The following is a 23,198-nucleotide window of genomic DNA, read 5'->3' as shown; positions in this document are numbered from 1 at the left end:
GAATACCGGGGCTGCCTTGCAGCCTCGGTCATTTCTGCTTGTCCACCAATCCCTTGAGCAAATCGACTGGCAGCGGAAAGACGATGGTCGAGCTCTTGTCCCCTGCGATCGTCCCCAGCGTCTGCATGTAGCGCAGCTGCATCGCTCCAGGCTCCTTGCTGAGCATCTGCGCGGCCTGCATCAGCTTTTCCGACGCCTGCAGCTCGCCCTCGGCATGGATCACCTTGGCCCGCCGTTCCCGTTCGGCCTCCGCCTGACGGGCGATGGCGCGGACCATCGATTCGTTGAGGTCGACGTGCTTGATCTCGACGTTGGCGACTTTGATGCCCCAGGCATCGGTCTGTGCGTCCAGTACCTGGCGGATGTCCAGATTCAGCTGCTCGCGCTCGGCCAGCAGTTCGTCCAACTCGTGTTTGCCCAGCACCGCACGCAAGGTGGTCTGCGCCAGCTGGCTGGTGGCGACGAGGAAATCCTCGACCTGGATGATCGCCTTCTGCGGGTCGAGCACGCGGAAATACAGCACCGCATTGACCTTTACCGACACGTTGTCGCGGGTGATCACATCCTGTGGCGGCACATCCAGCACCACGGTACGCAGGTCGACCCGGACCATCTGCTGGATGACCGGAATCAGCAGGATCAGCCCCGGCCCCTTGACCTGCCAGAAGCGCCCCAACTGGAACACCACGCCACGCTCGTACTCGCGCAGGATGCGGAATGCCGACAGCAACAGCATGGCCAGCACGATCAGCACGGCACCGAAACCCACTTGCATGAACATCGTCAGCCTCCTTGCGCCGCGGGCGTGGCGGCGCTCACTTCCAGCATCACGCCATGGCGTGCCAGGACCCGGACGTTCTGCCCGGCCTGCAGCGGCGTGTCGCACTGGACTTGCCATTGTTCGCCCTGGGCCTGGACCGAGCCACAGAACGGGTTGTCGGTCCTCACCTGGGTGACCATCACCAGGCTGCCGACCAGGCCGGCGTCGCCGCTGACCAGCGCCCGTCGTCGCGCCTTGATGGCCATGCCCAGTACACCGCCTATCAGCAGCGCCGAGAGCACGGCGAGGGTGGCGATCAGCGCCAGCGGGATACCGAAACCTGGAGCATCGGTGTCGATCAGGATGACCGCACCGACCACGAAGGCGACGATGCCACCGAAACCAACCACGCCGAAGCTGGGCAGGAACGCCTCGGCGATCATGAAGGCGATGCCGAGCAGGATCAGCGCCACGCCGGCGAAGCTCACCGGTAGCAGCTGTAGGGCATACAGCGCCAGCAGCAGGCAAATGCCACCGACCACGCCGCCCAGTGTCGAGCCGGGGTTCATGAACTCGAACAGCAGGCCGTAGACCCCGATCATGATCAGGATCAGCGCCACGCTGGGGTTGGTGATGACGGCCAGCAGGCGTGTGCGCCAGTCCGGCAGATGCTCGATCAAGGCGGCAGTCCGGGTTTGCAGGAGTTGCGGCTGGCCAGCGGCAATCAGCGTCTTGCCGTCGAGCTGGCGCATCAGGTCGGGCAGGTCGTTGGCCACCTGGTCGATCACCCTCAGGCGCAGCGCCTCGCTGGCTGACAGGCTGACGGCCTCGCGCACCGCCTGTTCCGCCCAGTCGGCGTTGCGTCCGCGCAGTTGGGCCAGGCCACGGATATAGGCAGCGGCATCATTGACCTGTTTGCGGGCCAGGGTCTGTTCATCGTCGCTGGGCTTGGCCTTGTCATCCTTCGGCACCCCGGGCGGGCCACCGATCTGCTCGGGCGTGGCGGCGCCGAGGTTGGTCCCCGGGGCCATGGCGGCGACGTGGCTGGCATAGAGGATGTAGGTGCCGGCGCTGGCGGCACGGGCGCCGCTGGGGGCAACGTAGCTGGCCACTGGCACCGGGCTTGCGAGAATCGCCTTGATCATCTGGCGCATGGCGCTGTCCAGCCCGCCGGGGGTGTCCAGGCGCAGCACCACCAACTGAGCTCCCTGGGCCTTGGCCTGTTCGAGGTTGCGCACCAGATAGTCGGCGCTGGCCGGGCCGATGGCGTCATCGATGCCTAGCACCCAGACACTGCCGGGCGCTGCCTGGCTGGCCGGGGCAAGGCCAAGCAGCAGCAACAGCAGCAAGCAGCGGCAACATCGAGTGAACACCTGTCGTCACCTCGTTGACCTCTCTGTTTGAAGTTTAGCCATGCCTGCCAGCCCAAGGCCTAAAATTGGAAGTTGGGGGGCGAAACCGGAGGTGCATCATGCGTATGGCCAAGACCCTGCAGCAGCGCCTGGACCAGGCCAACTGCGATTACGACATCATTCCCCACCCACACTCGGCCACCAGCCTTGAGTCGGCGCGTACGGCTGGCGTACCTGCCGAGCGGGTGGCCAAGTCGGTCATGCTCGACGACCGTCATGGCAACTACATCATGGCCGTGCTACCGGCCAACCGGCACATGGACATGAGCAAGGTGCGCATGTCCGGCGCCTGGCAACTGACCCGCGAAAGCGCCTTGCCGATGCTGTTCGGCGATTGCGAAAGGGGCGCCATCCCGGCAATGGGTGACGCCTATCAGATAAAGATGCTGCTCGATTCGAGTCTTACCCGCCAGGGCGATGTCTACCTTGAGGCGGGTGACCACGATCACCTGATCCACATGAGCATGGAGCAGTACCTGAAACTGGTACCGCAAGCCGAAGTACGAGAACTGTGCTGATGATAACCAACCCATGCCGGGCCGCAGGCATTGCTGAGCGGTCCGGTGCTAAGGAGGCAACATGGAAAAACCGAACCACCACTTCTCGGAAATCTTCAAGCAACTGGGGCTGCCTGACGACCCTGTTGAAATCGAGCGCTTCATCACCACGCACTCGCCGTTGGATGACGGTGTGAAGCTGGTGGATGCGCCCTTCTGGAGCGAAGGGCAGCGCGCATTTCTCAAGGAAAGCTATACCGCCGATGCTGACTGGATACCCATGATCGACCAGTTGAACGAGGCACTGCATCCGAAGAAAAAATAAGTGCCGAGCGGCACCTGACGAGTGATCGGCCGTTGCTATGCTCAGGAAAAACAATAGGGGATAGCGCGATGAAAGATCCCTACGCACCAGGTTTCTGGTGCTCCGTGACGATCCTGGGCACCCTGACGGCCGGTTACTTCTACGGCATCCGCCACACCCAGCAGATGAACCAGGCGATACAGTTTCTCTATGCTGCCGCCGCCGTCACGGGCGCGGTCGTGCTGGTGGCGCTGACCTGGATTGCCTGGCAGCAGTTGCGTCTGAACAAGCGCGAAGTGATTCAGGGGCGAACCTTGCTGACCATCTGGAACACCAAGGTCGCGCTACGCCGCGTCGAGACCGTGTTCGACCGTTATTTCTGGGGCAGCTACTGGCATTCCGGGCGCACCTTCGAGGAGGTGATGGGTGAGCTCAAGGGCACCCCATTGGAGCAGAGTCTGGATGCATTGAAACGCCAGTGCCGGGCGCTCGACCGGGAAATCCACGACCATCACCATCACTGGCTGGCCAATGCCCGCGACCTGTCCAGCGTGGCCACGGCCATGGCCCGCGAGCGTTACCAGCTGGATCTGTGCGAACCGTCGAGCAACGGCCATGGCAATACCGCCGTGCTCAACCGTGACCTGGAGGTACTGGTGTACACCTGGTCGGCGCGCCTGCGCAGTTTCGACCATCAGCTGGACGAACTGGAGCGCGCCTACCACTGAGGCGCCATCATTCGCCGCGGATGTACTGCTCCAGTTGCTTGATCAGGCTGGCCTGCTCGGCGATGGTTTCCTTCACCAGGTCACCAATCGACAGCAGCCCGAGCAGCTTGCCGTTCTCGACGACGGGCAGGTGACGCAGGTGGCGGTCGGTCATTTGCTGCATGCAGTAATCCAGGTTGTTCTTCGGCTCCACCGTGATTACTGGCTTACTCATGATCTCGCGCACCGGCGTGGCGGCCGAGGAGCGGCCCTTGAGCACCAGCTTGCGCGCATAGTCCCGTTCACTGACGATCCCCACCACCTGATCGTTCTCGACGACCGGCAAGGCACCGACGTTTTTCTCCGCCAGCAATCTCAGGGCGTCGAGCACCGAGTCATCCGGGCCGATGGTGTACACGGTCTGGTGCTGGGACTTGCTCTTGAGGATTTGTTCGACGGTCTTCATACGGGCCTCTGCGGGTGAAAAAGACGAGCGCTTGGAGTAAATAAAGCATCCGGCACGCCGGCCTGCACGGCAATGCAGGAAACGGCATGGAGTCGATTGAAAAACGTCATGGGTGTTTCCTGTACCGGCCTCTTCGCGGATTTAGCCGCGAAGAGGCCGGTACAGCTATCTCAGAGCTTCGGCATCTGCCCGATCCGCGCCACCATTTCGCTCACCACCTGCAGGTCGAGCATGAACTGTTCCACGGTCTTGAACTCGTTGTCGTTGTGCCCGGTGTACTTCACATCCGGCATGGCCAGGCCGAACTGCACGCCGTTGGGCAGGTCATGCACCGAGGTGGCGCCGGCCGAGGTGCCGAACTCGTGTTTCATGCCCAGGTTCTCGCTGGCCACATCGAGCAGCGCCTTGACCCATTCGCCTTCGGGGTTGCGGAACATCGGCTCGTCGAGGCTGTAGTCGAAGGCCACCGAGGTGTGGCTCTGGCGAGTCCATTTGCCCAGTTTGTCGGCCAGCTGGTCCTTGAGCGTGGCCAGTGGCTTGCCTTTGGGAATGCGCAGGTTCACGGCCAGCTTCAGGCCCTTGGCATCCACGCCGACGAAGGTCAGCGAGGTGGTCAGTGGGCCCATGAACGCATCTTCAAAGCCGATGCCGAGCTTTTTGCCCAGGTAGTCCAGGCCCCAGTTGTCGGCGGCGTATCGGGCGGCATCGGTGAAGTGGTTGTGCTTGAGCGGCACCTGCGGGCCCAGGCCATTTAGGAAGTCGAGCATGCGGGCCACCGGGTTGACGCCGGACTCTGGTTCCGAGGAGTGGGCCGAAACGCCGGTCACGGTGAGCAGCACGTTCTTGCCGTCGACCTTGGCGTCGATGCTGAAGTCATTGCCATTGCGTTTCACGTAGTCGGCGCCGGCTTTCTCCAGACGCTTGGCCAGATCCTGCGGGTTGTCTGCCACCAGCGTCGCTACCGACGTGGTCGGAATCTGGTTGGTCGCCAGGCCGCCGGTCAGGTTGACGATTTCCGCGCCCTTGCCCGTGGCCGGGCGTTTGCTGAAGCTGGCCATCACCGTGCCGTAGCCTTTTTCGGCAATCACCACCGGGTAGCCGCCATCGAGCGCCAGGTTGTAGTCGGGGGTAGGGTTGCGCTCAAAGTAGTAGGGGATGGCGTCGCCGCTGGTTTCTTCGGTGGTATCGATCAGCAGCTTGAACTGGCGGGCCAGGGGCAGGTTTTCGTCCTTGGCCACTTTCAACGCATACAGCGCGACGATGATGCCGTTCTTGTCGTCCTCGGTGCCACGGCCGTACATGCGGTCGCCGACCAGGGTGACCTTGAACGGGTCGAGGCGGGTGCCGTCGGCCAGCTTCCAGTTGTCCGGGTTGACCGGCACCACGTCAGCGTGGGCGTGGATGCCGACCACTTCCTTGCCTTCGCCCAGCGTAATCTCGTAGACGCGGTTGTCGACGTTGCGGAAGGCCAGGCCGAAGCTTTCGGCCAGGGCCTTGATTTTGTCGGCGATCTTCAGGAACTCGGGGTTCTCGTGTTGAGGAACACCGTCGACACTGAAGGTAGGGATGGCCACCAGTTCACGCAGGTTTTCCGTGGCGGCCTTGGCGTACTTGATGCGGGTGTACAGGCCGAGCAGGCGGTTGATCTCGTTCTGCTGCTCGGCGGCGAGCGGCTTGCCGGCCAGGTAGGCGTCGAGGGTGGCAGCAAGGTTGTCGGCCTTGGCCAGGTCGCTACCTTTGAGTTTGCCGAGGAACTGCTTGAAGTCGGCCGGGTTGCTGCCGTCAAAGGCTTTGACGATGGCGGCAGACTGTTGCTGTGTCAGGTTGGCCTGGGCCGGTTGGGTGAACAGGCCGATGCTGGCCAGCAGCAGGGCAGTGGCGGTGAGCTTTTTCAGGTGCATGAGCGCGCATTCCTTGGCGAATCATTGTGATGGGGTGCCCGTCGCAAACGGGAGGGGACCCACGCTAACATCAATGACCCATGGCACGGGAGTGCCAGGAACGCGACATGTCGCACAAATGAAAAAGCCCCGGGAGTTATCCCAGGGCTTTCTGATATGGCGCACTCGGCGGGATTCGAACCCACGACCCCTGCCTTCGGAGGGCAGTACTCTATCCAGCTGAGCTACGAGTGCAACGCGCACGCATGATACCCACCCGGTGGGCATGCGTCTAGCGGCTACCGGTCTATGTGGCGATTTGGGGCAGTGTCACACCTAGATGGGAGTGGTTGGTGGCGCAAAACCTACCCGGACGCTTGCCTGAGCGCAAGAGAAATCAGTATCAGGACGCTGTATTGAGGAGCAGTGTTGCTGGCTCGACCTCCAGTGCACCTGCGAGCCTCTGGATGCTGTACAGCGTTGCGTTCTTCTCGCTGCGCTCCAGCATGCCTATGTAGGTGCGGTGAACGCCTGCTCGCTCTGCCAACTCCTCTTGCGAGATACCGAGCTCCAGGCGTCTGCGTCGAACGTTTGCTGCAAATACAGCAACGAGTGGGCAGTCTTGAGGTTTGATAGTCATGCTTGCAAATGTGATTGCCTGCATACTATGGTTCTACATACTAAAGTTAGCAGTGTGCGCCGGGTAGCTAATCCGGGTGCAGTACGAGCGGCTGCGGTAAGCTTTCAGGCTGCTGCTTTGTCAGGCCGACGGTCGATCAGCACTGCTCGTGATGGAAAATAACCTCAAACGGCTAAGACCAAGGAAGCGTGGATATGCGAATTAAGTTTCTAATTTTTCCCTTCATGTTTGTATCGCTCAGCCAATTGCTTTCAGGTTGTGCAGCTCAGATCGCTGCGCAAAATGCAATGCTTGATCAATGTATGGAGAGAAATATACAAGGGGCAAAGTATGTAAGTGGGCGCACGCTGCCGAGTGAAGTTGTCAAAATCGCGCATATGGAATGTGAGCATGAGTTCTTCAAGGGAGGTATGGGCTCTAGTCAGCAGCCGAAGATGAGTCCAGAGCAAAAGCGCGCCTATGAGCAGTTGGCTAGTAACAAAATCTCTCAGTCACCGCGCTACAGATTTGCAGTCAAGAATGATAAGTACAAGAACGAAGTTTCCGTCAGTGGGATTGACTACATCTCGAATTCAGGGTCGTCAGAAAACTACTACACCAAAGCTATCCTTTCAGCCCAGAAGGTCGACGGTGGGAAGGTAAGGTACTACATCCAGGTCTTGCGTAGAGGTTTAGAAAAGGCGGAGCTCAAAGTTGCTTATTTCAAAGGTGGAAACAAGCTGGATGCGACCCCTGTTGGCGGCGATGTCAATTGTGTGAATAGAGTTTTCTGCTTCTGGACGGAAGGGGCGGTGGTTGAGATTCCTCAAGATTTTTTGTCCGGTGGAAAACCTCTTGACTTTAAGATGTCCGGTCGAGTTGATAGCGATTCCGTTGAGATTCCCTCAGATTACATCTCTATGTTTATGACTGAAGTTAGCAAGGCTATGTAATGATGACGTGAAGGCTTGGGGCAGCTTCAACTGGCCTTTTGGATTAACTGTTGAAGTCCCCCCTTTCTATACCAAGTAGGGTAATCGTCGCGCCAGCAGCTCTCTGAGGGCTCTTCCGGGGCTCTCAGGCGTGTCCTGTGAGGGGGCGAGCGGTCGCGATAGAGGCTGCTCACTCAGCTTCTGCGGGCTCGTACAGGCCCTTAGGGGTATCTTGGATGAGCCGGGGGAACGTCAGGCCGGTCTCTTTGCCGCGATATCAACGCTCTGTCTCCCGTCTCAATTGAGCGGAAATCAAGGTTTGTTTCCCTGGAGGTAGGTCGTAGGCGCCAGCCAATGCCGGGTTGATCTGCACCGACAAACCGTTTTTGATAGAGTAGAAGCACCAGCGAATCGCTGAGCTACCGGCTCGCAAGTTAACGATGCGTTGGCTGAAAATTAGACAAGAGGTGGCGATGACTGACATAGATTTCAGCATCGCCTAGTCAAATTATGACGGGCAGGTTACTAACAAGGTTGATGGCATGAGTGATATTCAGCTTTTTCGCCTGAGCGTTGCAGGCGGTGCTTGTGAGTTGCCGGGTCGTGCAGTCGCGATAGAGAGACAGCTACAAAGTTTGATCGAAGCGCAGATGGAAACCTTTCTCGGGGTGCGCTTTATTGCGACCGAGTACACCACCGGTAAAACCCACAAAGGCCGTATCGACTCTCTGGGCTTAGACGAAAACGGCTGTCCTGTGATCATAGAATATAAGCGCCACAGCAACGAGAATGTAATTAATCAGGGCCTGTTCTATCTTGACTGGTTACTGGATCATCAGGCCGAGTTCCGCTGGCTAGTGATGGAAAAATTGGGTAAGGATGCAGCCGATCAAATTGAGTGGAGCGGCACGCGACTGTTATGTATAGCTGCAGACTTCACCCGCTACGACCAGCATGCCGTACAGCTGATTCAACGCAACATTGAGCTCATCCGCTACAAGCTATTTGGAGATGATCTGCTTCTCCTTGAGCTGGTCAATGTGGTAAGCGTGGCGGACACCACCGCCACAGCTAAGTCTGTGGACAGTGGCACAGGAAAACCAGCATCTATCAGTAAGGACAAGACCTGGCAGGAGCAGCTAGCCCAAGCTCCGTCAGAAATCGCTAGACTCTTCGAGCAGACGACTAGCTACCTGCACTCCCTCGGTGATGATGTTCAAGAGAAGCCTCTGAAGCTCTACTTGGCTTTCCGTCGCCTGAAAAACTTCGCCAGCGTAGTGGTGCAATCTAAGCGGCTACAGCTTTACCTCAAACTCAATCCAGATTCAGTCGAACTTATCGAGGACTTCAGCCGCGATGTGCGCGCCATCGGCCACTGGGGCACCGGCGATTTGGAACTGAGCCTGCGCACCCAGGCGGACTTGGAAAGGGCCAAAGCGTTGATTGAGCGTAGCTATCAGGAGAACTAGACCTGAGTGCTTCACTCGGTGTTTGTGGGCGCGTAAAGGCTTTCAGGGGCATCCTGGATGATCTCTAGTGCAGTCAGTCCCGCGATTCTCCCCGAGTACCAGCGTTTGGCTTCACGCCTCAATTGGGCGGAAATGAAAGTCTGTTTCCCCGGCGACAGCTCGTAAGCACCAGCCAATGCCGGGTTGATCTGCACTGACAATCCATTTTTGACAGCGTAGAAGCTCCAGCGAATCGCAGAATGTCGTGGGTCTCGCTCAATCGGTTCACCGGGCGCCTGGAACATCAGGTCAGAATCTGCCTCTCCTTTGATGGCTTGCAGGGCCATGCGAAGAGGTGTCTTGCCCGTAGCGGAGAATCCGGCTGGACCGATGATCAGACCATGCAAGTGCCAACGTCTGCGGCTGGACTCATCAGTAAGGGCTGCTGGCGCTTTTTCGATGCCGTACAAAAACTCCGCGCCAGCACCCACTGCTCTTGGAATGAGTCGTGTGAGCTGATCCCGGATGTATTCCAGAGCGGTCTTGTCACCATTGTCGATGCGGTCGCTGAGCTCCTTGCTGAGGATGAGAGTGAAAGTTTTGAGCTTCCAGCCCTTTTTCTTTGCCATCCAATGCAAAGGGGTCGCTGCTTCTGTAAGCTTGGTGTACTCGTCAGCCTGTTTCCAAGGCTTCAGGATGGCTTCACCGGGAATAGGTTGATTGAGAAGAGTCTTGGCTCTCATCCTTCGTTGAGGGAGATGAGGAGAGTCGTTTGTTAAGATACTCCTCTTATGTATGTGTTGCTCCTTTGCATGCACCGCCGCTCCTACGCTTGAAGGCTTTTTAACAGGCCGTGGTTTTACGGTTTTTTGCTTCAGGGGCAAAGAAAGGCCGGAGTCTTCCGCACCATGAGCAGCACGAGAAAGAGACGCCGCAAAGCTACCTGTAAGCTCGTCTGAGAGGGGATCCTGCTCTAGGGTAGGGGATGGGGCGATTTCGTGTTTCGTGCTCATAACGGGCTCTCAGGCCTCTCAGCGAGGATGATTTTCAAAATTGTGATCTACTGGATGAGACCAGGGGAGTGAATACTTACACCGCGTTCTAAGGGTTTGACACCTGCCCGGTCATCATCCGGGCAAGATTAGGTCAGGGCCTTCACTAATGACGTCTTCATCATGCTGCTGAATATGCGCTAAGCGTCTGCTTTCAAGCCAGCGCAATGTCTCCAACTCATCCTCAATGCCTTGAACATCCCCTTCTAATTCCGCCTCCTCTAGCCGCTGCTGCGCGCGCATCTCCGCGACGTCTGCGTCATCCATGATGTGTATTTTCAACTCCGGGAGCTCTTCAATGTCGAGAGCTTGATTCAGCTTTTCAAGGGGGAGGGCTCGTCGTGTCACGTCCTGCGTCAGCTTGAGTGCAGTGGATGCTGCTGCAAGCGAGCGGAAGACAATCGGGTTGGTCGGGTCGAGCACTTCAAGAGCATTCGCAAGCTTGGTCCGGATTTGCTGGTTCAGCGCCAGCTCATCAGCCACCAGCGAGGCTGCTGTTTGCTGTACGGCGTCCAAGGAGAATGCTGTGGTGAGCAGTTCTTCTCTGGCCTTCTCAATCAGCGCCTGAGTACCGGCGCCAGCAACAGCATTGTGTTTCTTGAGCAGCCGTTGCGTCGTGCTGACACTGATAGACATCCGCTGTGCAATCGCTGTGACTGTCCATCCCGCCTCTCGGAGTATCACCGCTTGGGCAGCTTGATCCGGCGTTTTCTGTTTACCAGCCATCATCATTCCCCTCTCGCGTTGATTGTGGACTTGCTGGCGCAAGCTCGTTTCACTGCGGCAAGTGGTTCAGCTGTTTCCTGAATGGTGCCTGAGTTCTCTGTCAGCGAGCGCTTGATGCGGTACACGGTGGCCACGCCGCAATCAGCCAGTTTGGCGATCTTGTCAGCAGGCATGGTTGGATGCTTCTGCATCAGCGACTGTACCTCCGCCCATGTGGCAGCGTTCCGGCCTTTGCCTGTTGGCTTCCACTCAGGATCAGCAGCACGCTTGTTTTCCAGCCCTTGCTTGATACGCTCCACGCGCTTCTCCTGATCCAGTCGCGCCATGGTGGCCATCAGGTCTATCAGCATATTGTTGATCACATCCATGATCTGGCCAGTGATGCCTTTGGCTTCAACCAGCATATGACTGGTGGGTAGATCAGCTACTACCAACCGAAGTCCTTTGGCCTTGATGGTGCTCTTGAGAATGTCCCAATCAGCTTGTGAGAGGCGGCTGAGGCGGTCTACGGACTCGACTAAGAGCACCTCTCCACTCCGGGCAGTTTCGAGCAAGGAGAGCAGCTCAGGGCGGTTGAGCTTGGTTCCACTGATGTTCTCAGCGTAGATGCCAGTGATGCTCAAACCCTTTTCGGCAGCGAACAACTCCAGGGCGACTTTTGCGCGGTTGGCATCTTGGTCTTTCGTTGACGCTCGGAGGTAGAGGTGGGCATTCATGGCTGATTATCCTTTGCTCCTGTATCGGATAGATCAATGATAATTGAATCATATATCTATCATCAATAGCTATTTGATAGCTCCTGACGGGCCGCTATCGGACTACCGTTTAGGTCTACTACTTTGATAGTTACAGGAGGGCTGCTGCGCGAGCTTTTCGGTTGAGTTGGAGGTCTGCTATAGGTTCATAGAACGGCAGTGGGTATCAGCCTGCCGGTCAGCACCGGCAGTATCGACTAGAAGCTATCATTCACTGACTAGTCATGGGAGCGTGGAGAGATCGCGCTAGCCCCTTTCAGCCACTGTCTTGTCATACTCTTCCCAACTGGCAAACCCAATGGGGCGTTTCGGTTCTTCCGGGCTAGCGCGCTTCTGGCGAACCAGCAGGACATTAATCTGGCTAACGTGCTGAATGAGCTTCACTGGTGAACCATCAGGCCTAGTGCCATGGAACCCAATAAGGGAAGGATTCCAATAGGTGAGTTCAGTGAACGAAAAGGTGATTTCATTACCGAAGCTAACCAGCTGTCCTCCAACCTCGTACTCATTGGCAAGCTCTCTGTGAAAATCATTAATCCACTCCACAAGGCGCCAGTAAAATTCGCTGGCATGGTTTGGGTCGGTGAAGTCGATGATCGGTGGATGACTGTATTGTGCCACCAGGTCGTAAGGTGAAGTCATTCGATATGTCCCCATATGGAAAAATGGCTAGGCGGTACGAGCATAGTCGAGCCGCAGTGAGCCAAGGAGCCTTTGTACTGTCTTTTTGGCAGAGTTGGTCAGTACGGACGCTCGACGCAGAGCAGCATTTCTTTAAGCTACACCGTTATCTATCAATGCTTTACGTAGGCCTTCTTTCCGCCAGATGTAATGCAGTAATGCCCGCCCCGAGGCCCATAGCAAAAATTTCCGCCGCCGCAGCTGCAGTCAGGTTCGGAGTAGCCGCCAACGGAGCTGGCTTTGGCCGAGCTGGTTGAGGCTTTGGGAAGTTTTATGGCTTTGACCTGCTCGACCCGGCTGGCCACAAAAGGGTCCATGTTCTTCACGTTGCGAATGATCCGGCACTCAAGCACGGTCAGCATTGCTGCGCCGAATTGCGCATCGCTCTTACCCAATTTTTCAAAGGCTTCAATGACGTTATTTCGCTGATTCACGTTAGTGTTGTATGCGTACACATATTTGGTACGCATAGGTTCTTTGGCAGCCTGCTGAAGCATTGATGAGAATGCAGGGGCAACGGGGTGGTCCAAGGCACGCAGTCGTGCCACAACCTGCGTTGATGCGCCTTCGCGACCCACCAAATCCTCTGATAAGTCAGCCCACAAAACCTCTGACATCAGCTTAGTGAGCATTGCCAACTGCTGCGTATTCAGCGATGGGAAGAAGTGCTTTTCAAGGTTCGGCTCCGAGCAATTCTGGGTGTAGAACTGCTCAAGATCTTGTCCGGGTTCCCACGGAGACGCACCGGCGGCAAACACATATGCAGCCGGCCAGATGGTCGCAATCCAAAGTACAAATAATCGAAACATAAAATAATCCTTACCTACTACTTCTTTGAGCAGGAGCTGAATGCACTCGTGCTATATACTGATCACTGCGCTGAGCCCCGCTGGTCACTCTGTCTGATTCAGCCCATGCTCGTCGCGGTGGCGCTGAACATCGTACTTCAGCCTGTGACCAAGCCGCTTCTCAAAATCAGCATACGTGACGCCTGAGAGATCAACCGGAACGGTCAGCCCTTCGAGTACGGTCTGCTTCTTGTGTAGGTTGAATCCATTTCCATATCTCGCAATCTGCCCTTCCTTGCTCCTTGAGTGTCCGGTGATATCTGGAGCTACAAGGTATGCCTCTTCACCAGATTCGCGAGCCATGTCCACGAAGGTGTGACGGAAGCTATGAAAGTTCTTCCGGTCTGTTCTACCTTCTGCGTCTCGTTCGCGAATGCCGCATTTGTAGAAATAGCCACTTGCTGTCGTGCTTGGGCTTGGGAATCGGCAGAAAAAATGTGTCGCACGGCTTCCCCATCCTTTTTTGGGATCGTAAGTCAGGCCATCCGAAAACAATTTTTCACGACCTTCCCTCACAGCTTGGGTGACAAAATCCAAAAAGCCCATGCGGATGAGATCGCTGTGGATGGGTACGACTCTTCGGCTTGATTGGTTTTTGAGCACCTTTGGCAATGGACGATCACGTTCGTCGTCCATCATGTTGATGGTCCAAATACCTTCCTTTTCGCTCACGTCCTCAGTGTCAAGTTGGCACAGCTCATTGAGCCTGCCGCCGGTATGCAGACCCAAGAGAGGTAGCCAGAACTGAAAGGGGTAGACTCCCCGACTTTTCTCTGGCTCCGTACCCGCATAGAGGTAGCCGGAAAAAATGGCCTGCAAATCTGACTTCGAGAAAGCTTTTGGGGTCGAGTCTGCGCCCGGTGGGTTGTGGTCCAGTTTGGGTTTGTCTGGGAGCTCAGGCGGGATGACTGTCAGTTTTTTTCTGAAGGCAAATTTATGCAGCACACCCAGCCGGATCATGAGCTTTTCAATGGTGGTTGACCTGATGCGCTGGTCATCCGGTCCCTGTGCCAGAATTGACTCTCTCGGAGAATCTAGGGCCGGCAATTGACTGCCTCGGCTCGGACGGATGTCGCAGATGTCGAGATAAATTTGCTCAAAGTCGGTCAGCGTTAGCCGATTGATCGGCTTGTTGCCGCTAAGGATGTTCAGCCGCCGAGCATGACCCTGTTCGTCCTCCTTGGTCCGTGCGCTCTTCTGCCGCCCCTTGTTCAGCCGCTCTTGGTTATCCCATTCCAATTGCCAGACTTCATATAGCGTCGGCCCGTCAGCTTCCAAGGGCTGCGTGGGTTGCGTGAGCACCGAAGCTGGGTGGGGCCGTGGCTCAAGCGCCAGCCTTTCTATGAGCTTCGGTAATAGCTGTCGAAGCTGGCGTATAGGTAAGTGGCGGCCTTCTGTGAAAAGGCGCTCAGCAAGCTCTTGAGAGGCTTTCGGTATGGGTCTAGTTGGGTGTCCGATCAGTGCCTGGGCTATGAGGGCTTTGCGTTGCTCATCCTCCAGCTCTTGCCATTCCCGGTCAGACAGCTGGGATATGAACTCTGTGGGTGGCTCAGACGGTTTTGCATCGCTCCAATCCGTATGGAGGTCAGCTTTTTCGATCTGAGCCATAAACAGCTCATAGTCCTCATCTGAGGGTTGATAGTCGTCTTTCTCTACCACAGCAAGCATCCTGTCGAAAATGGCGTCATACCGGGCAATGTATTGCCGCGCACGACGAAGCGCCAGCCGTTGGCTGTCTGTCTTGAGTGAGCGCCGAATTTCTCGTTGAGAGCTGAATGCTGAGCGTAGGGGTTTGGGGATCACCAACCGGAAATAGTAGGTGCCGTGGCGGTTGAGAGTGAGGAAGGAGGGCTGAGCTGGCATTGCGACACCTTTGCGATGTCCCACCTAGAAGCACTACACAGTGCCCCACCAGCCTCTAAAACCCTGTACTTGTCGGAAAAGCTTGTTCCGACAAGCAGTTAGCTCAACTGGAATCGGTGGCGGGATTCGAACCCACGACCCCTGCCTTCGGAGGGCAGTACTCTATCCAGCTGAGCTACGAGTGCAACGCGCACGCATGATACCCATCTGATTCGGCGGCGTCCATCGCCTTGATCTATGGCTGTTTTTCCACTGTGGCCGGCTCAGGCGAGCGAAAATCCATCTATCCATATGCGATATCAGTATTTCCTTAGGAGTGCTTATGCCCTCTATGCTCTGGTCACAACTTGTTATAACAAGTCATCGATCAGCGAAGAGATCCCATGGCCGAACTGCTCCCCTTGTCCCCGGTACCGCTCTACACCCAGCTCAAGGAATTGCTGCGCGAGCGCATCCTCGACGGTACTTACCCACCACACAGCCGCATGCCCTCGGAAAGCGAACTGGGCAAGGCTTTCGAGGTCAGCCGCATCACCGTGCGCCAGGCGCTGGGTGATCTGCAGAAAGAAGGGCTGATCTTCAAGATCCACGGCAAAGGCACCTTCGTCGCCAAACCCAAGGCGTTCCAGAACGTCAGCACCCTGCAGGGCCTGGGCGAGTCGCTGACGCAGATGGGCTACGAAGTGATCAACCGCCTGCGCAGCTTCCGCCATGTGCCGGCCAATGCGCTGGTCGCCGCGCGGCTGCAGGTCGAGGAGGGCAGCCTGGTTACCGAGATCCGCCGGGTACGGCTGATCAACCGCGAGCCGGTGTCGCTGGAGCTGACGTGGCTGCCCAGGGCCGTTGGCGAAAAGCTGGAAAAGGCCGACCTGGTCACCCGCGACATCTTCCTGCTGCTGGAAAACGACTGCGGCATCGCCCTGGGGCACGCTGACCTGGCCATTGACGCAGTGCTGGCCGACAGCGACCTGACCCAGGCGCTGGAGGTGGAAGAAGGAGCGCCGATCATGCGCATCGAACGCCTGACCCACGCTGCCGACGGCACGCCGCTGGACGTCGAACACCTGTACTACCGTGGCGATGCCTTCCAGTACCGCCTGCGCATCGACCGCCAGAAGGGGGGCAAGGCATGAGCATCGAGACCCAGGACTACGACATCATCGTCATCGGTGGAGGCACCGCCGGGCCGATGGCGGCGATCAAGGCCAAGGAGCACGACAAGCACCTGCGCGTGCTGCTGCTGGACAAGGCTAACGTCAAGCGCAGCGGTGCCATCAGCATGGGCATGGACGGCCTGAACAACGCCATCATCCCCGGCCATGCCACGCCCGAGCAGTACACCAAGGAAATCACTGTGGCCAACGACGGCATCGTCAACCAGGCCGCCGTGCATGCCTATGCCACCCACAGTTTCGAAACCATCGAGCAGCTCGACCGCTGGGGGGTGAAGTTCGAAAAGGATGAAACCGGCGACTACGCGGTGAAGAAGGTCCACCACATGGGCGCCTACGTGCTGCCCATGCCCGAAGGCCACGACATCAAGAAGGTGCTGTACCGCCAGCTCAAGCGCGCCCGGGTCGAGATCAGCAATCGCATGGTCTGCACCCGCGTGCTGCTCGATGGCGAAGGTGCCGCTGCCGGTGTATTGGGCTTCGACTGCCGTAGCGGCGAGTTTCGCGTGGTGCGGGCCAAGGCGGTGATCCTCGCCTGCGGCGCCGCCGGGCGCTTGGGCCTGCCGTCGTCGGGTTACCTGATGGGCACCTACGAGAACCCGACCAATGCCGGCGATGGCTATGCCATGGCCTACCATGCCGGCGCTGAACTGGCCAACCTCGAGTGCTTCCAGATCAACCCGCTGATCAAGGACTACAACGGCCCGGCCTGCGCCTACGTCACCGGCCCGCTGGGCGGCTACACCGCCAACAGCAAGGGTGAGCGCTTCATCGAGTGCGACTACTGGAGCGGGCAGATGATGTGGGAGTTCCACCAGGAGCTCGAAGGTGGCAACGGCCCGGTGTTCCTCAAGCTCGACCACCTGGCCGAGGAAACCATCCAGAACATCGAAGAGATCCTGCACAGCAACGAGCGCCCCAGCCGTGGCCAGTTCCATGCCGGGCGTGGCACCGACTACCGCCAGCACATGGTCGAGATGCATATCTCGGAAATCGGCTTCTGCTCGGGGCATTCGGCCTCGGGGGTGTGGGTCAACGAGAAGGCCGAGACCAGCGTCAAGGGCTTGTATGCCGCCGGTGACATGGCTGCGGTGCCGCACAACTACATGCTCGGCGCGTTCACCTACGGTTGGTTTGCCGGTGTCAACGCCGCGCGGTACGTGGCCGGGCGCGAACTTGCCGAGGTTGATGCCGTGCAGGTCGAGCGCGAGCGCGCGCGGGTGTTCGCCCCGCTGCAACGTGAGCATGGCCTGCCGCCGGCACAGGTGGAATACAAATTGCGACGCATGGTCAACGACTACCTGCAACCGCCCAAGGTGACCAAGAAGATGGAAATCGGTCTGGCTCGCTTTGCCGAGATCGAGCGTGACCTTGCGCAGATGAAGGCCAGTAACCCTCACGAACTGATGCGTGCAATGGAGGTTTCGGTGATTCGCGACTGTGCCGAGATGGCGGCGCGGGCATCGTTGTTCCGCGAGGAAAGCCGCTGGGGTCTTTATCACCGCCGGGTGGACTTCCCCGAGCGCAACGATGGCGAATGGTTCTGCCACTGCCATCTGAAAAAGGGCGAAAACGGTGAGATGACCAGCTTCAAGAAGGCGGTCGAGCCCTACCTGATCGCTCTGGATGCCGAAGAGCAGACTGCCTATGACCGGCTGCGGGTGAAAGCCGACGCTGCCTGAATGAAACAGAGGGCCGAAGGCCCCAAGGACCCCGTGAAATGGCCTACCAGCCCCAGGAAATATTCTTTCGCAGCAGCGCCCCGGTGACCATCGACGAAGACAAGTGCATCGCCGAAAAAGGCTGCACCGTCTGCGTCGAGGTCTGCCCCATGGACCTGCTGGCGATCAACCCGGCCACGCAAAAGGCTTACATGGCCTTTGACGAGTGCTGGTACTGCATGCCCTGCGAGAAAGACTGCCCCACCGGCGCCGTCAAGGTCGACATCCCGTACCTGCTGCGCTGATTCATCCCCGTCATCCGCCGCTAAGGATCGCGTCATGACTGAACGAAGCACCGACAACCCCGAGATTCTCGAACTGCTGCCACGGCTCGAAGCCGATGATGCAGGCGTGCGGCGCATTGCCTTGATCGAACTGGCTGATCTGGAAGACCCTGATGCCTTGCCATGGCTGACCGACGCGCTGTTGGTCGATGGAGCCGACGAAGTGCGCGCCGAGGCCGCGCGCCTGCTGGAAGCTTGGGAGGAACCAGAAGTGGTACAGGCCTTGTGCGCCGCCCTGGCGGATGGTGCAGACTCGGTACGCCTGGCTGCCGCGCAGAGCCTCAGCGAGTTGAAGAGCCCGGAAGCCGGCCAGCTGATCTTGCCATGGACGAGCCATGCCGATGCCTTCGTCCGTGCCAGTGCCTTGCGTGCCCTGCGTGAGCTGCGCCTGGAGGACGCCGCCCGGCCTGCGCTGCGGGCGCTGGAGGATCAGGACGCAGCGGTGCGGCGTGAAGCCGTGGGTATTCTGGGTTGGCTCAAGCACCACCCCGCGCTGCCTGCTTTGGCGAAGCTGGCCGAGCACGAGGCCGACACCGAGGTACGTCGCGCCGCCATGGGTGCCTTGGGGATGGCGCGTGACCTCGCCGTTTTGCCAGCACTGATTGGCGCCTTGCGCGATCCCGCCTGGCAGGTACGTGAAGAAGCCGCGACGACGTTGGGCAAGGTTGGCCATGTTCAGGCGGGGCCGGCACTGGTGGAGGCATTGGGCGATGGATTCTGGCAAGTGCGCCTGCGCGCAGCCCGCTCGCTGGGTCGCCTGCGCCACGCCGAAGCGCTGGATGCCCTGGCCGATCTGCTTGGTCATGGCATCGCCAACTTGCGCAAGGAAGCTGCGCTGGCGCTCGGTGAACTGGGCCTGGCCCGCGCCTTGCCGGCGTTGCAGGTCGCTGAAGCGGACAGCGATCCGGAAGTGCGCAAGGCTGTGCGCATTGCCTTGGCTCAGCTTCGCGGAGCCGCTTGATGGATAGCCCTAGCGCAATACGCAATCAGCGCGAGAATGGATTGCTGACTTTGCAGTGGGTCGATACCGAAGCAGTCATCAGCCATGCCCGGCTTCGCGGCGCCTGCCCCTGTTCGCAATGCCGGGCGGCAGGCTTGCAGGGACGGGTCCCGATGGTCAGGGCCGACATACGCATCGAGCGAATTGTGGCGCAGGGCTATGGAGTGCAGTTGGTGTTCAGCGATGGGCATGAACGTGGCATATATCCCTGGCAATACCTTCGTGAACTTGGCTGACCCTGGCATTGCCGGCGCAATCTAGTTGCCGCCAGAGGCTATAGCGCGATCAACTCAGGCCTCAGGCCTTCTACACGGCGGGGCGGCGGAAGGTAGCCGCCGTCACCGGTGATCTGGTGCAGAACCCGCTCGCGCAAAGCGTGCAGGGCTACACCGGTACGCAGGCGCGGGTGGGGCAGGTCGATTTCCACCACCGATTTGATCCGCCCGGGACGCGGCTCCAGCACCACCACCCGGTCGGCGAGGTACGTGGCTTCCTCAGCATCGTGGGTTACCAGCAAGGTGGTGATGCCGGCGCGTTCACGGATGGCCAGCAGTTCGTCCTGCAGCTGCTGGCGGGTCAGGGCATCGAGCGCGCCGAACGGCTCGTCGAGCAACAGGATACGCGGGCTGGCCACCAGGCCTCGGGCGATGGCCACGCGCTGGGCCATGCCGCCGGAAAGCTGGTGTGGGTAGGCCGATTCGAAACCGACCAGGCCGACCAGTTGCACGAACTCGTGCACTCGGCGGGCGCGCTCACCCTGGGTAAGGTGCTCGTTGACCAGGCCCAGGGCGATGTTCTGCTCAACCGTCAGCCAGGGGAACAGGCGATGCTCCTGGAACACGATGCCACGCTCGCCGCCGATGCCGCGGACCGCCTGGCCGTCTACGCGGATGCTGCCGCTGTAGTCGGTGTCCAGCCCGACCAGCAGGCGCAGCAGGGTCGACTTGCCGCAACCCGAGGCGCCAACGATGGCGATGAACTCGCCTTCGTTGATGGCCAGGTTGAAGTTGCGGATGGCCTCCAGGGGCTGGCCATCGACACTGAAGACTTTGCCGACGCCTTCGAAGCTGACCAGCGGCGGTGTGGTGTCGGCCTGATTGGCCGCGAGCAGGTGTGAAGCATTGAAGGCATTCATGCGGTTCTCCAGCGCGTGGCGCGCGATTCGAGGCGTTGGCCGAGGGCGCCGAGCAGGGCGCCGACCAGGCCGATCAGGACCATTGCGGCCATGACCTGGTCCATGCGGAACAGTTGCTGGGCGCCGATCATCAGGCTGGCGATGCCGCCGTCCGAGGGCATGAAGTACTCGGCACCGATAGTGCCCAGCCAGGCGTAGATCAATGACAGACGCAGGCCGGCGAATATCGCCGGTGCAGCGCCGGGCAGCACCAGCAGGCGCAGTTGTTGCCACAGGTTCAGGCGCAGTGTGCGCGCCGCTTCGCCCAGCTGCGGTGAGAGGCCGGCGATGCCGCGTTGGGTGGCGATCAGCAGTGGAAAGAACGCCGCCAGGCCGACGAACACATTCTTGGCCCCTTCGCCGAGGCCGAACCAGGCCGTGAGCAAAGGTACCCAGGCAAACAGCGCCACTTGCCGCAGGGCCGAAAGGCTTGGCCCGAAGAGTCGTTCGGCGTTATGCGAAAGCCCCAGCAGCAGCCCGCTCAGCAAGCCGGCGCCGCCACCCAGGAACAGGCCGGTCAGGGTGCGCTGCAGGCTCAGCAGCATGGCTTCAGGCAGCGAGCCATCGGCCAGGCCGCTGAACAGGGTGCGCAAAACGTCCAGTGGGGACGTGAGGATGTTCGGGTCGATCCAGCCGAAGCTGTTGCTGGCCTGCCACAGCGCAACCAGTGCCGCCGGGAGCAGCAGGCTTTGCCAGCCCCGTGGAATGGGCCCGCGCTGTTGTTCGCCGGTGGCCGGTTGCGGCCAGTACAGCAGGCGCTTTTCCAGAGTTGAGAAACCACGCTCCAGCAACCCACCGACAAGGCCGATCACCAGGATGCACAACAGCACCAGGTCGAGCATGAACAACTGGCGGCCCCAGACCATCAGGTAGCCGATGCCTTCACTGGAGGCCAGCAATTCGACGGCCAGCAACGAGGTCCAGCCCGTAGCCAGGGCCAGGCGCACGCCGGTGAGGAAAGCGGGCAGAGCGGCCGGCAGCAGCAGACGCAGCAACAGTAGGTGACGTGGCAGGCGCAGCGCGGCGGCGGCTTCGCGCAGCTTGGGCTGGGCATCGCGCACGCCGACCAGGGTGTGCAGGGTGACCGGCACCACCACGGCCTTCACCAGCACCACCAGCTTGAGCAGTTCGCCGATACCGAAGAACAGCATGAACAGCGGAATCCAGGCCAGGGTAGGGATCTGCGCCAGGGCCACGAAGGTCGGCAGCACCAAGGTCCGTGCATGGCGTGAAGTGCCCAGCCAGGCGCCGAACAGCAAGCCACTGCTGACACCCGCCAACAGCCCCCAGAACAGCCGCTGCAAACTTATCCACAAGTGCCCCCAAAGCTCGCCGGAGCCAAACTCCAGCGCGCTTTGCCACACCAGCGAGGGTGGCGGCAGGATCTGCTCGCTCATCCAGTGCTGCCGGCTCGCCACGACCCACAGCAGCGCAATGAAGACTGGCAGTAACCAAGGTAGTACCCGCTCTCCAGAAAGGGCGCGCTCTCTGTGAGAGCGGCCTTGCGCCGCGAATGGGTCGCGTTGCGGCCCCCCTCGATTCCTGCTCAGAACTCCATTCATCGGCCATCTCTCGAAGCGTTCCAATGTTATTCGCTTATGGAATTAAAAGTTCACAGAAGCGGCTTTCAAGAGATAAGAGCATGGAGTCCCTGCATGCGGAACCCTCTCGTCATTGCGTTTTCCTCATATTTTCGATGCGTTTCGCGCAAGCAGTCCCGCGCCCCGCATGAATGCTCATTTATGTCTTTCAGTTACTAAAAAATGAAGTTTTGGTCTTTGTAGGTTCTAACCAGACCTGCCTAGCTTCTGGCCAGCGCCGGCCATCGCCGGTGGCAGCCTGCCAAGGAGCCTTGCCATGAAAACCCCTCTGCGCCACCTGATCACCACCCTGGGTCTGGCCTTCACCCTGAGCGCCCACGCAGCCGAGCCGGCCAAGCCGGAAAGCATCCGCATCGCCGTGCCCGACCTGAGCGCCGGCAGCAAGCACAGTGCTGGCGGCGTGGTCGATGTACTGCGTGACCAGCAACTGCTGGAGAAGGAATTCGCCAAAGACGGCATACGCATCGACTGGCATTTCTTCAAGGGCGCAGGTCCTGTGGTCAACGAAGCCTTGGCCAATGGCCAGGCAGACTTCGCCTACCTGGGCGACCTGGCGGCGATCGTCGGCAAGGCCAACGGCCTCGATACCCGTGTGCTGACGGCAGGGGTGCGTGGAGTGAAGAGCTACCTGGGGGTGGTGCCGGGTTCCGGCATCAAGACCCTGCACGACCTCAAGGGCAAGCGCGTAGCGGTGTTCCGCGGCACCGCCAACCAGCTGTCGTTCGCCAGTGCCCTGGCCAGCCAGGGGCTGACCGAGCGTGACCTGAAAGTGATCAACCTCGACTTCAACGCCGCCAACGCCGCGTTGGCCGCCAAACAGATCGACGCCACCTGGGGCCTCTCCAGCCTGCTGTCGCTGCGTGAACGCGGGCTGGTCGAGCTGCCTGTCAATTCCCGTGACCTGGCCGGCGCCGGCAGCACCCAGGCGGTTTTGCTTGGCACCGGCGATTTCATCCGCAAATACCCCGAGCTGGTGCAGCGCCTGGTCAACGCCCAGGAGCAAGCCGCCAGTTGGCTGCGCGACGAGCATAACCGCGAGGCCTATGTCGACCTGGTGGCGAGCAACGCCAATTGGCCTCGCAGCATCCTCAGCGATGACCTGGCCAAGGAAGACCTCGCCCATTACTTCGACCCACGGCTGGACGCCGATTTCGTTGCCCAGCTGCAGCAGGGCGTCGACCTGGCCGCCCGTGAGCGCCTGATCCGCCGTGGCTTTCAGGTTTCCGAGTGGATCGAACCGCGATTCCTCGATGCCGCACTGCAACACCAACAGGCCGTGCAGGCCGCCCGCTGAAC

General features: G+C 59.4%; 24 protein-coding genes and 1 tRNA gene. 11 read left to right on the top strand and 14 right to left on the bottom strand.

All coding sequences use genetic code 11. The features are described 5' to 3' along the window. Nucleotides 1-28: 28 nt before the first annotated feature. Nucleotides 29-781 (bottom strand): slipin family protein, encoded by a 753-nt coding sequence (locus ACOKS3_RS28355; RefSeq protein ID WP_060507606.1) that lies wholly within the window; start codon nt 779-781, stop codon nt 29-31. 2 nt (nt 782-783) lie between these two features. After that, entirely contained in the window at nt 784-2,133 is a 1,350-nt protein-coding gene (locus ACOKS3_RS28350) for an NfeD family protein (protein WP_103448548.1), read from the bottom strand. Nucleotides 2,134-2,231: 98 nt separating this feature from the next. On the opposite strand from ACOKS3_RS28350, the gene ACOKS3_RS28345 reads away from it, so the two are divergent. From ACOKS3_RS28345 to ACOKS3_RS28335, 3 genes are all read left to right on the top strand, one after another. Then, nucleotides 2,232-2,690: an aminoacyl-tRNA deacylase gene (locus tag ACOKS3_RS28345; RefSeq protein ID WP_027916942.1), complete on the top strand. Its 459-nt coding sequence runs from the start codon at nt 2,232-2,234 to the stop codon at nt 2,688-2,690. A 61-nt stretch (nt 2,691-2,751) separates the two neighbouring features. Next, on the top strand, nt 2,752-2,994 hold the full coding sequence (locus tag ACOKS3_RS28340) for a DUF2789 domain-containing protein (protein WP_103448549.1): 243 nt from the start codon (nt 2,752-2,754) through the stop codon (nt 2,992-2,994). A gap of 68 nt (nt 2,995-3,062) precedes the next feature. After that, a complete protein-coding gene (locus ACOKS3_RS28335) occupies nt 3,063-3,701 on the top strand; it encodes an NADH:ubiquinone oxidoreductase subunit N (RefSeq protein WP_103448550.1) in 639 nt (212 codons plus the stop codon). A 7-nt stretch (nt 3,702-3,708) separates the two neighbouring features. On the opposite strand, the gene ACOKS3_RS28330 is transcribed toward ACOKS3_RS28335, so the two are convergent. From ACOKS3_RS28330 to ACOKS3_RS28315, 4 genes are all read right to left on the bottom strand, one after another. After that, nucleotides 3,709-4,146 (bottom strand): CBS domain-containing protein, encoded by a 438-nt coding sequence (locus ACOKS3_RS28330; RefSeq protein ID WP_103448551.1) that lies wholly within the window; start codon nt 4,144-4,146, stop codon nt 3,709-3,711. Nucleotides 4,147-4,316: 170 nt separating this feature from the next. Then, nucleotides 4,317-6,047 (bottom strand): dipeptidase, encoded by a 1,731-nt coding sequence (locus tag ACOKS3_RS28325; RefSeq protein WP_422764480.1) that lies wholly within the window; start codon nt 6,045-6,047, stop codon nt 4,317-4,319. Nucleotides 6,048-6,204: 157 nt separating this feature from the next. After that, a tRNA-Arg gene (locus tag ACOKS3_RS28320) sits at nt 6,205-6,281 on the bottom strand. A 148-nt stretch (nt 6,282-6,429) separates the two neighbouring features. After that, nucleotides 6,430-6,666 (bottom strand): helix-turn-helix domain-containing protein, encoded by a 237-nt coding sequence (locus ACOKS3_RS28315; RefSeq protein ID WP_422764485.1) that lies wholly within the window; start codon nt 6,664-6,666, stop codon nt 6,430-6,432. 194 nt (nt 6,667-6,860) lie between these two features. On the opposite strand from ACOKS3_RS28315, the gene ACOKS3_RS28310 reads away from it, so the two are divergent. Together ACOKS3_RS28310 and ACOKS3_RS28305 are read left to right on the top strand one after the other, a co-directional pair. Beyond that, nucleotides 6,861-7,598 (top strand): hypothetical protein, encoded by a 738-nt coding sequence (locus tag ACOKS3_RS28310; RefSeq protein ID WP_422764479.1) that lies wholly within the window; start codon nt 6,861-6,863, stop codon nt 7,596-7,598. Nucleotides 7,599-8,119: 521 nt separating this feature from the next. After that, nucleotides 8,120-9,046, top strand: a complete 927-nt coding sequence (locus ACOKS3_RS28305; protein WP_096010206.1) for a DUF5655 domain-containing protein — start codon at nt 8,120-8,122, stop codon at nt 9,044-9,046. Between the two features lie 11 nt (nt 9,047-9,057). On the opposite strand, the gene ACOKS3_RS28300 is transcribed toward ACOKS3_RS28305, so the two are convergent. The 6 genes from ACOKS3_RS28300 to ACOKS3_RS28275 form a co-directional block, all read right to left on the bottom strand. After that, nucleotides 9,058-10,038 (bottom strand): hypothetical protein, encoded by a 981-nt coding sequence (locus ACOKS3_RS28300; RefSeq protein ID WP_422764478.1) that lies wholly within the window; start codon nt 10,036-10,038, stop codon nt 9,058-9,060. A 114-nt stretch (nt 10,039-10,152) separates the two neighbouring features. Further along, complete coding sequence (locus ACOKS3_RS28295; RefSeq protein WP_126867732.1) at nt 10,153-10,803, bottom strand: helix-turn-helix domain-containing protein; 651 nt, start codon at nt 10,801-10,803, stop codon at nt 10,153-10,155. Nucleotides 10,804-10,805: 2 nt separating this feature from the next. Further along, nucleotides 10,806-11,519 carry a recombinase family protein gene (locus ACOKS3_RS28290; protein ID WP_422764477.1) on the bottom strand — a complete coding sequence of 238 codons (714 nt, stop codon included), beginning with the start codon at nt 11,517-11,519 and terminating at the stop codon, nt 10,806-10,808. 285 nt (nt 11,520-11,804) lie between these two features. After that, nucleotides 11,805-12,200: a DUF6173 family protein gene (locus ACOKS3_RS28285; RefSeq protein ID WP_422764476.1), complete on the bottom strand. Its 396-nt coding sequence runs from the start codon at nt 12,198-12,200 to the stop codon at nt 11,805-11,807. A 152-nt stretch (nt 12,201-12,352) separates the two neighbouring features. Further along, a complete protein-coding gene (locus tag ACOKS3_RS28280; RefSeq protein WP_422764475.1) occupies nt 12,353-13,048 on the bottom strand; it encodes a hypothetical protein in 696 nt (231 codons plus the stop codon). A gap of 84 nt (nt 13,049-13,132) precedes the next feature. Next, entirely contained in the window at nt 13,133-14,950 is a 1,818-nt protein-coding gene (locus ACOKS3_RS28275; RefSeq protein ID WP_422764474.1) for a DUF6538 domain-containing protein, read from the bottom strand. Between the two features lie 383 nt (nt 14,951-15,333). On the opposite strand from ACOKS3_RS28275, the gene ACOKS3_RS28270 reads away from it, so the two are divergent. Genes ACOKS3_RS28270 through ACOKS3_RS28250 form a run of 5 tightly spaced genes read left to right on the top strand, consistent with a single transcriptional unit; the run spans nt 15,334 to nt 19,363 of the window. Beyond that, the gene (locus ACOKS3_RS28270) at nt 15,334-16,083 is read left to right on the top strand and encodes a GntR family transcriptional regulator (protein WP_422764473.1); all 750 of its coding nucleotides are present in this window, start codon (nt 15,334-15,336) and stop codon (nt 16,081-16,083) included. Next, the gene (locus tag ACOKS3_RS28265) at nt 16,080-17,804 is read left to right on the top strand and encodes a fumarate reductase/succinate dehydrogenase flavoprotein subunit (RefSeq protein ID WP_103448554.1); all 1,725 of its coding nucleotides are present in this window, start codon (nt 16,080-16,082) and stop codon (nt 17,802-17,804) included. Before ACOKS3_RS28270 ends, ACOKS3_RS28265 begins: the two co-directional genes overlap by 4 nt. Nucleotides 17,805-17,842: 38 nt before the next feature. Beyond that, the gene (locus ACOKS3_RS28260) at nt 17,843-18,088 is read left to right on the top strand and encodes a 4Fe-4S dicluster domain-containing protein (protein ID WP_008096634.1); all 246 of its coding nucleotides are present in this window, start codon (nt 17,843-17,845) and stop codon (nt 18,086-18,088) included. Nucleotides 18,089-18,122: 34 nt separating this feature from the next. After that, nucleotides 18,123-19,088: a HEAT repeat domain-containing protein gene (locus ACOKS3_RS28255; RefSeq protein ID WP_103448555.1), complete on the top strand. Its 966-nt coding sequence runs from the start codon at nt 18,123-18,125 to the stop codon at nt 19,086-19,088. Continuing rightward, on the top strand, nt 19,088-19,363 hold the full coding sequence (locus tag ACOKS3_RS28250) for a DUF971 domain-containing protein (protein ID WP_103448556.1): 276 nt from the start codon (nt 19,088-19,090) through the stop codon (nt 19,361-19,363). The genes ACOKS3_RS28255 and ACOKS3_RS28250 overlap by 1 nt, the downstream gene beginning before the upstream one ends. A 38-nt stretch (nt 19,364-19,401) precedes the next feature. On the opposite strand, the gene ACOKS3_RS28245 is transcribed toward ACOKS3_RS28250, so the two are convergent. Both ACOKS3_RS28245 and ACOKS3_RS28240 read right to left on the bottom strand, forming a co-directional pair. Further along, nucleotides 19,402-20,262, bottom strand: a complete 861-nt coding sequence (locus ACOKS3_RS28245) for an ABC transporter ATP-binding protein (RefSeq protein ID WP_103448557.1) — start codon at nt 20,260-20,262, stop codon at nt 19,402-19,404. Continuing rightward, the gene (locus ACOKS3_RS28240; RefSeq protein ID WP_258035892.1) at nt 20,259-21,863 is read right to left on the bottom strand and encodes an ABC transporter permease; all 1,605 of its coding nucleotides are present in this window, start codon (nt 21,861-21,863) and stop codon (nt 20,259-20,261) included. The genes ACOKS3_RS28245 and ACOKS3_RS28240 overlap by 4 nt, the downstream gene beginning before the upstream one ends. Before the next feature lie 295 nt (nt 21,864-22,158). Here ACOKS3_RS28240 and ACOKS3_RS28235 point away from each other — a divergent pair, with 295 nt between their 5' ends. Continuing rightward, nucleotides 22,159-23,196: an ABC transporter substrate-binding protein gene (locus ACOKS3_RS28235; RefSeq protein ID WP_103448559.1), complete on the top strand. Its 1,038-nt coding sequence runs from the start codon at nt 22,159-22,161 to the stop codon at nt 23,194-23,196. The last annotated feature ends 2 nt before the right edge of the window (nt 23,197-23,198 follow it).

Origin of the sequence: Pseudomonas sp. HS6-2, from assembly GCF_049325675.2 — a bacterium.
GTDB classification, from domain to species: Bacteria; Pseudomonadota; Gammaproteobacteria; order Pseudomonadales; family Pseudomonadaceae; genus Aquipseudomonas; species Aquipseudomonas putida_N.
This window is presented reverse-complemented; position numbering and strand designations above follow the sequence as displayed.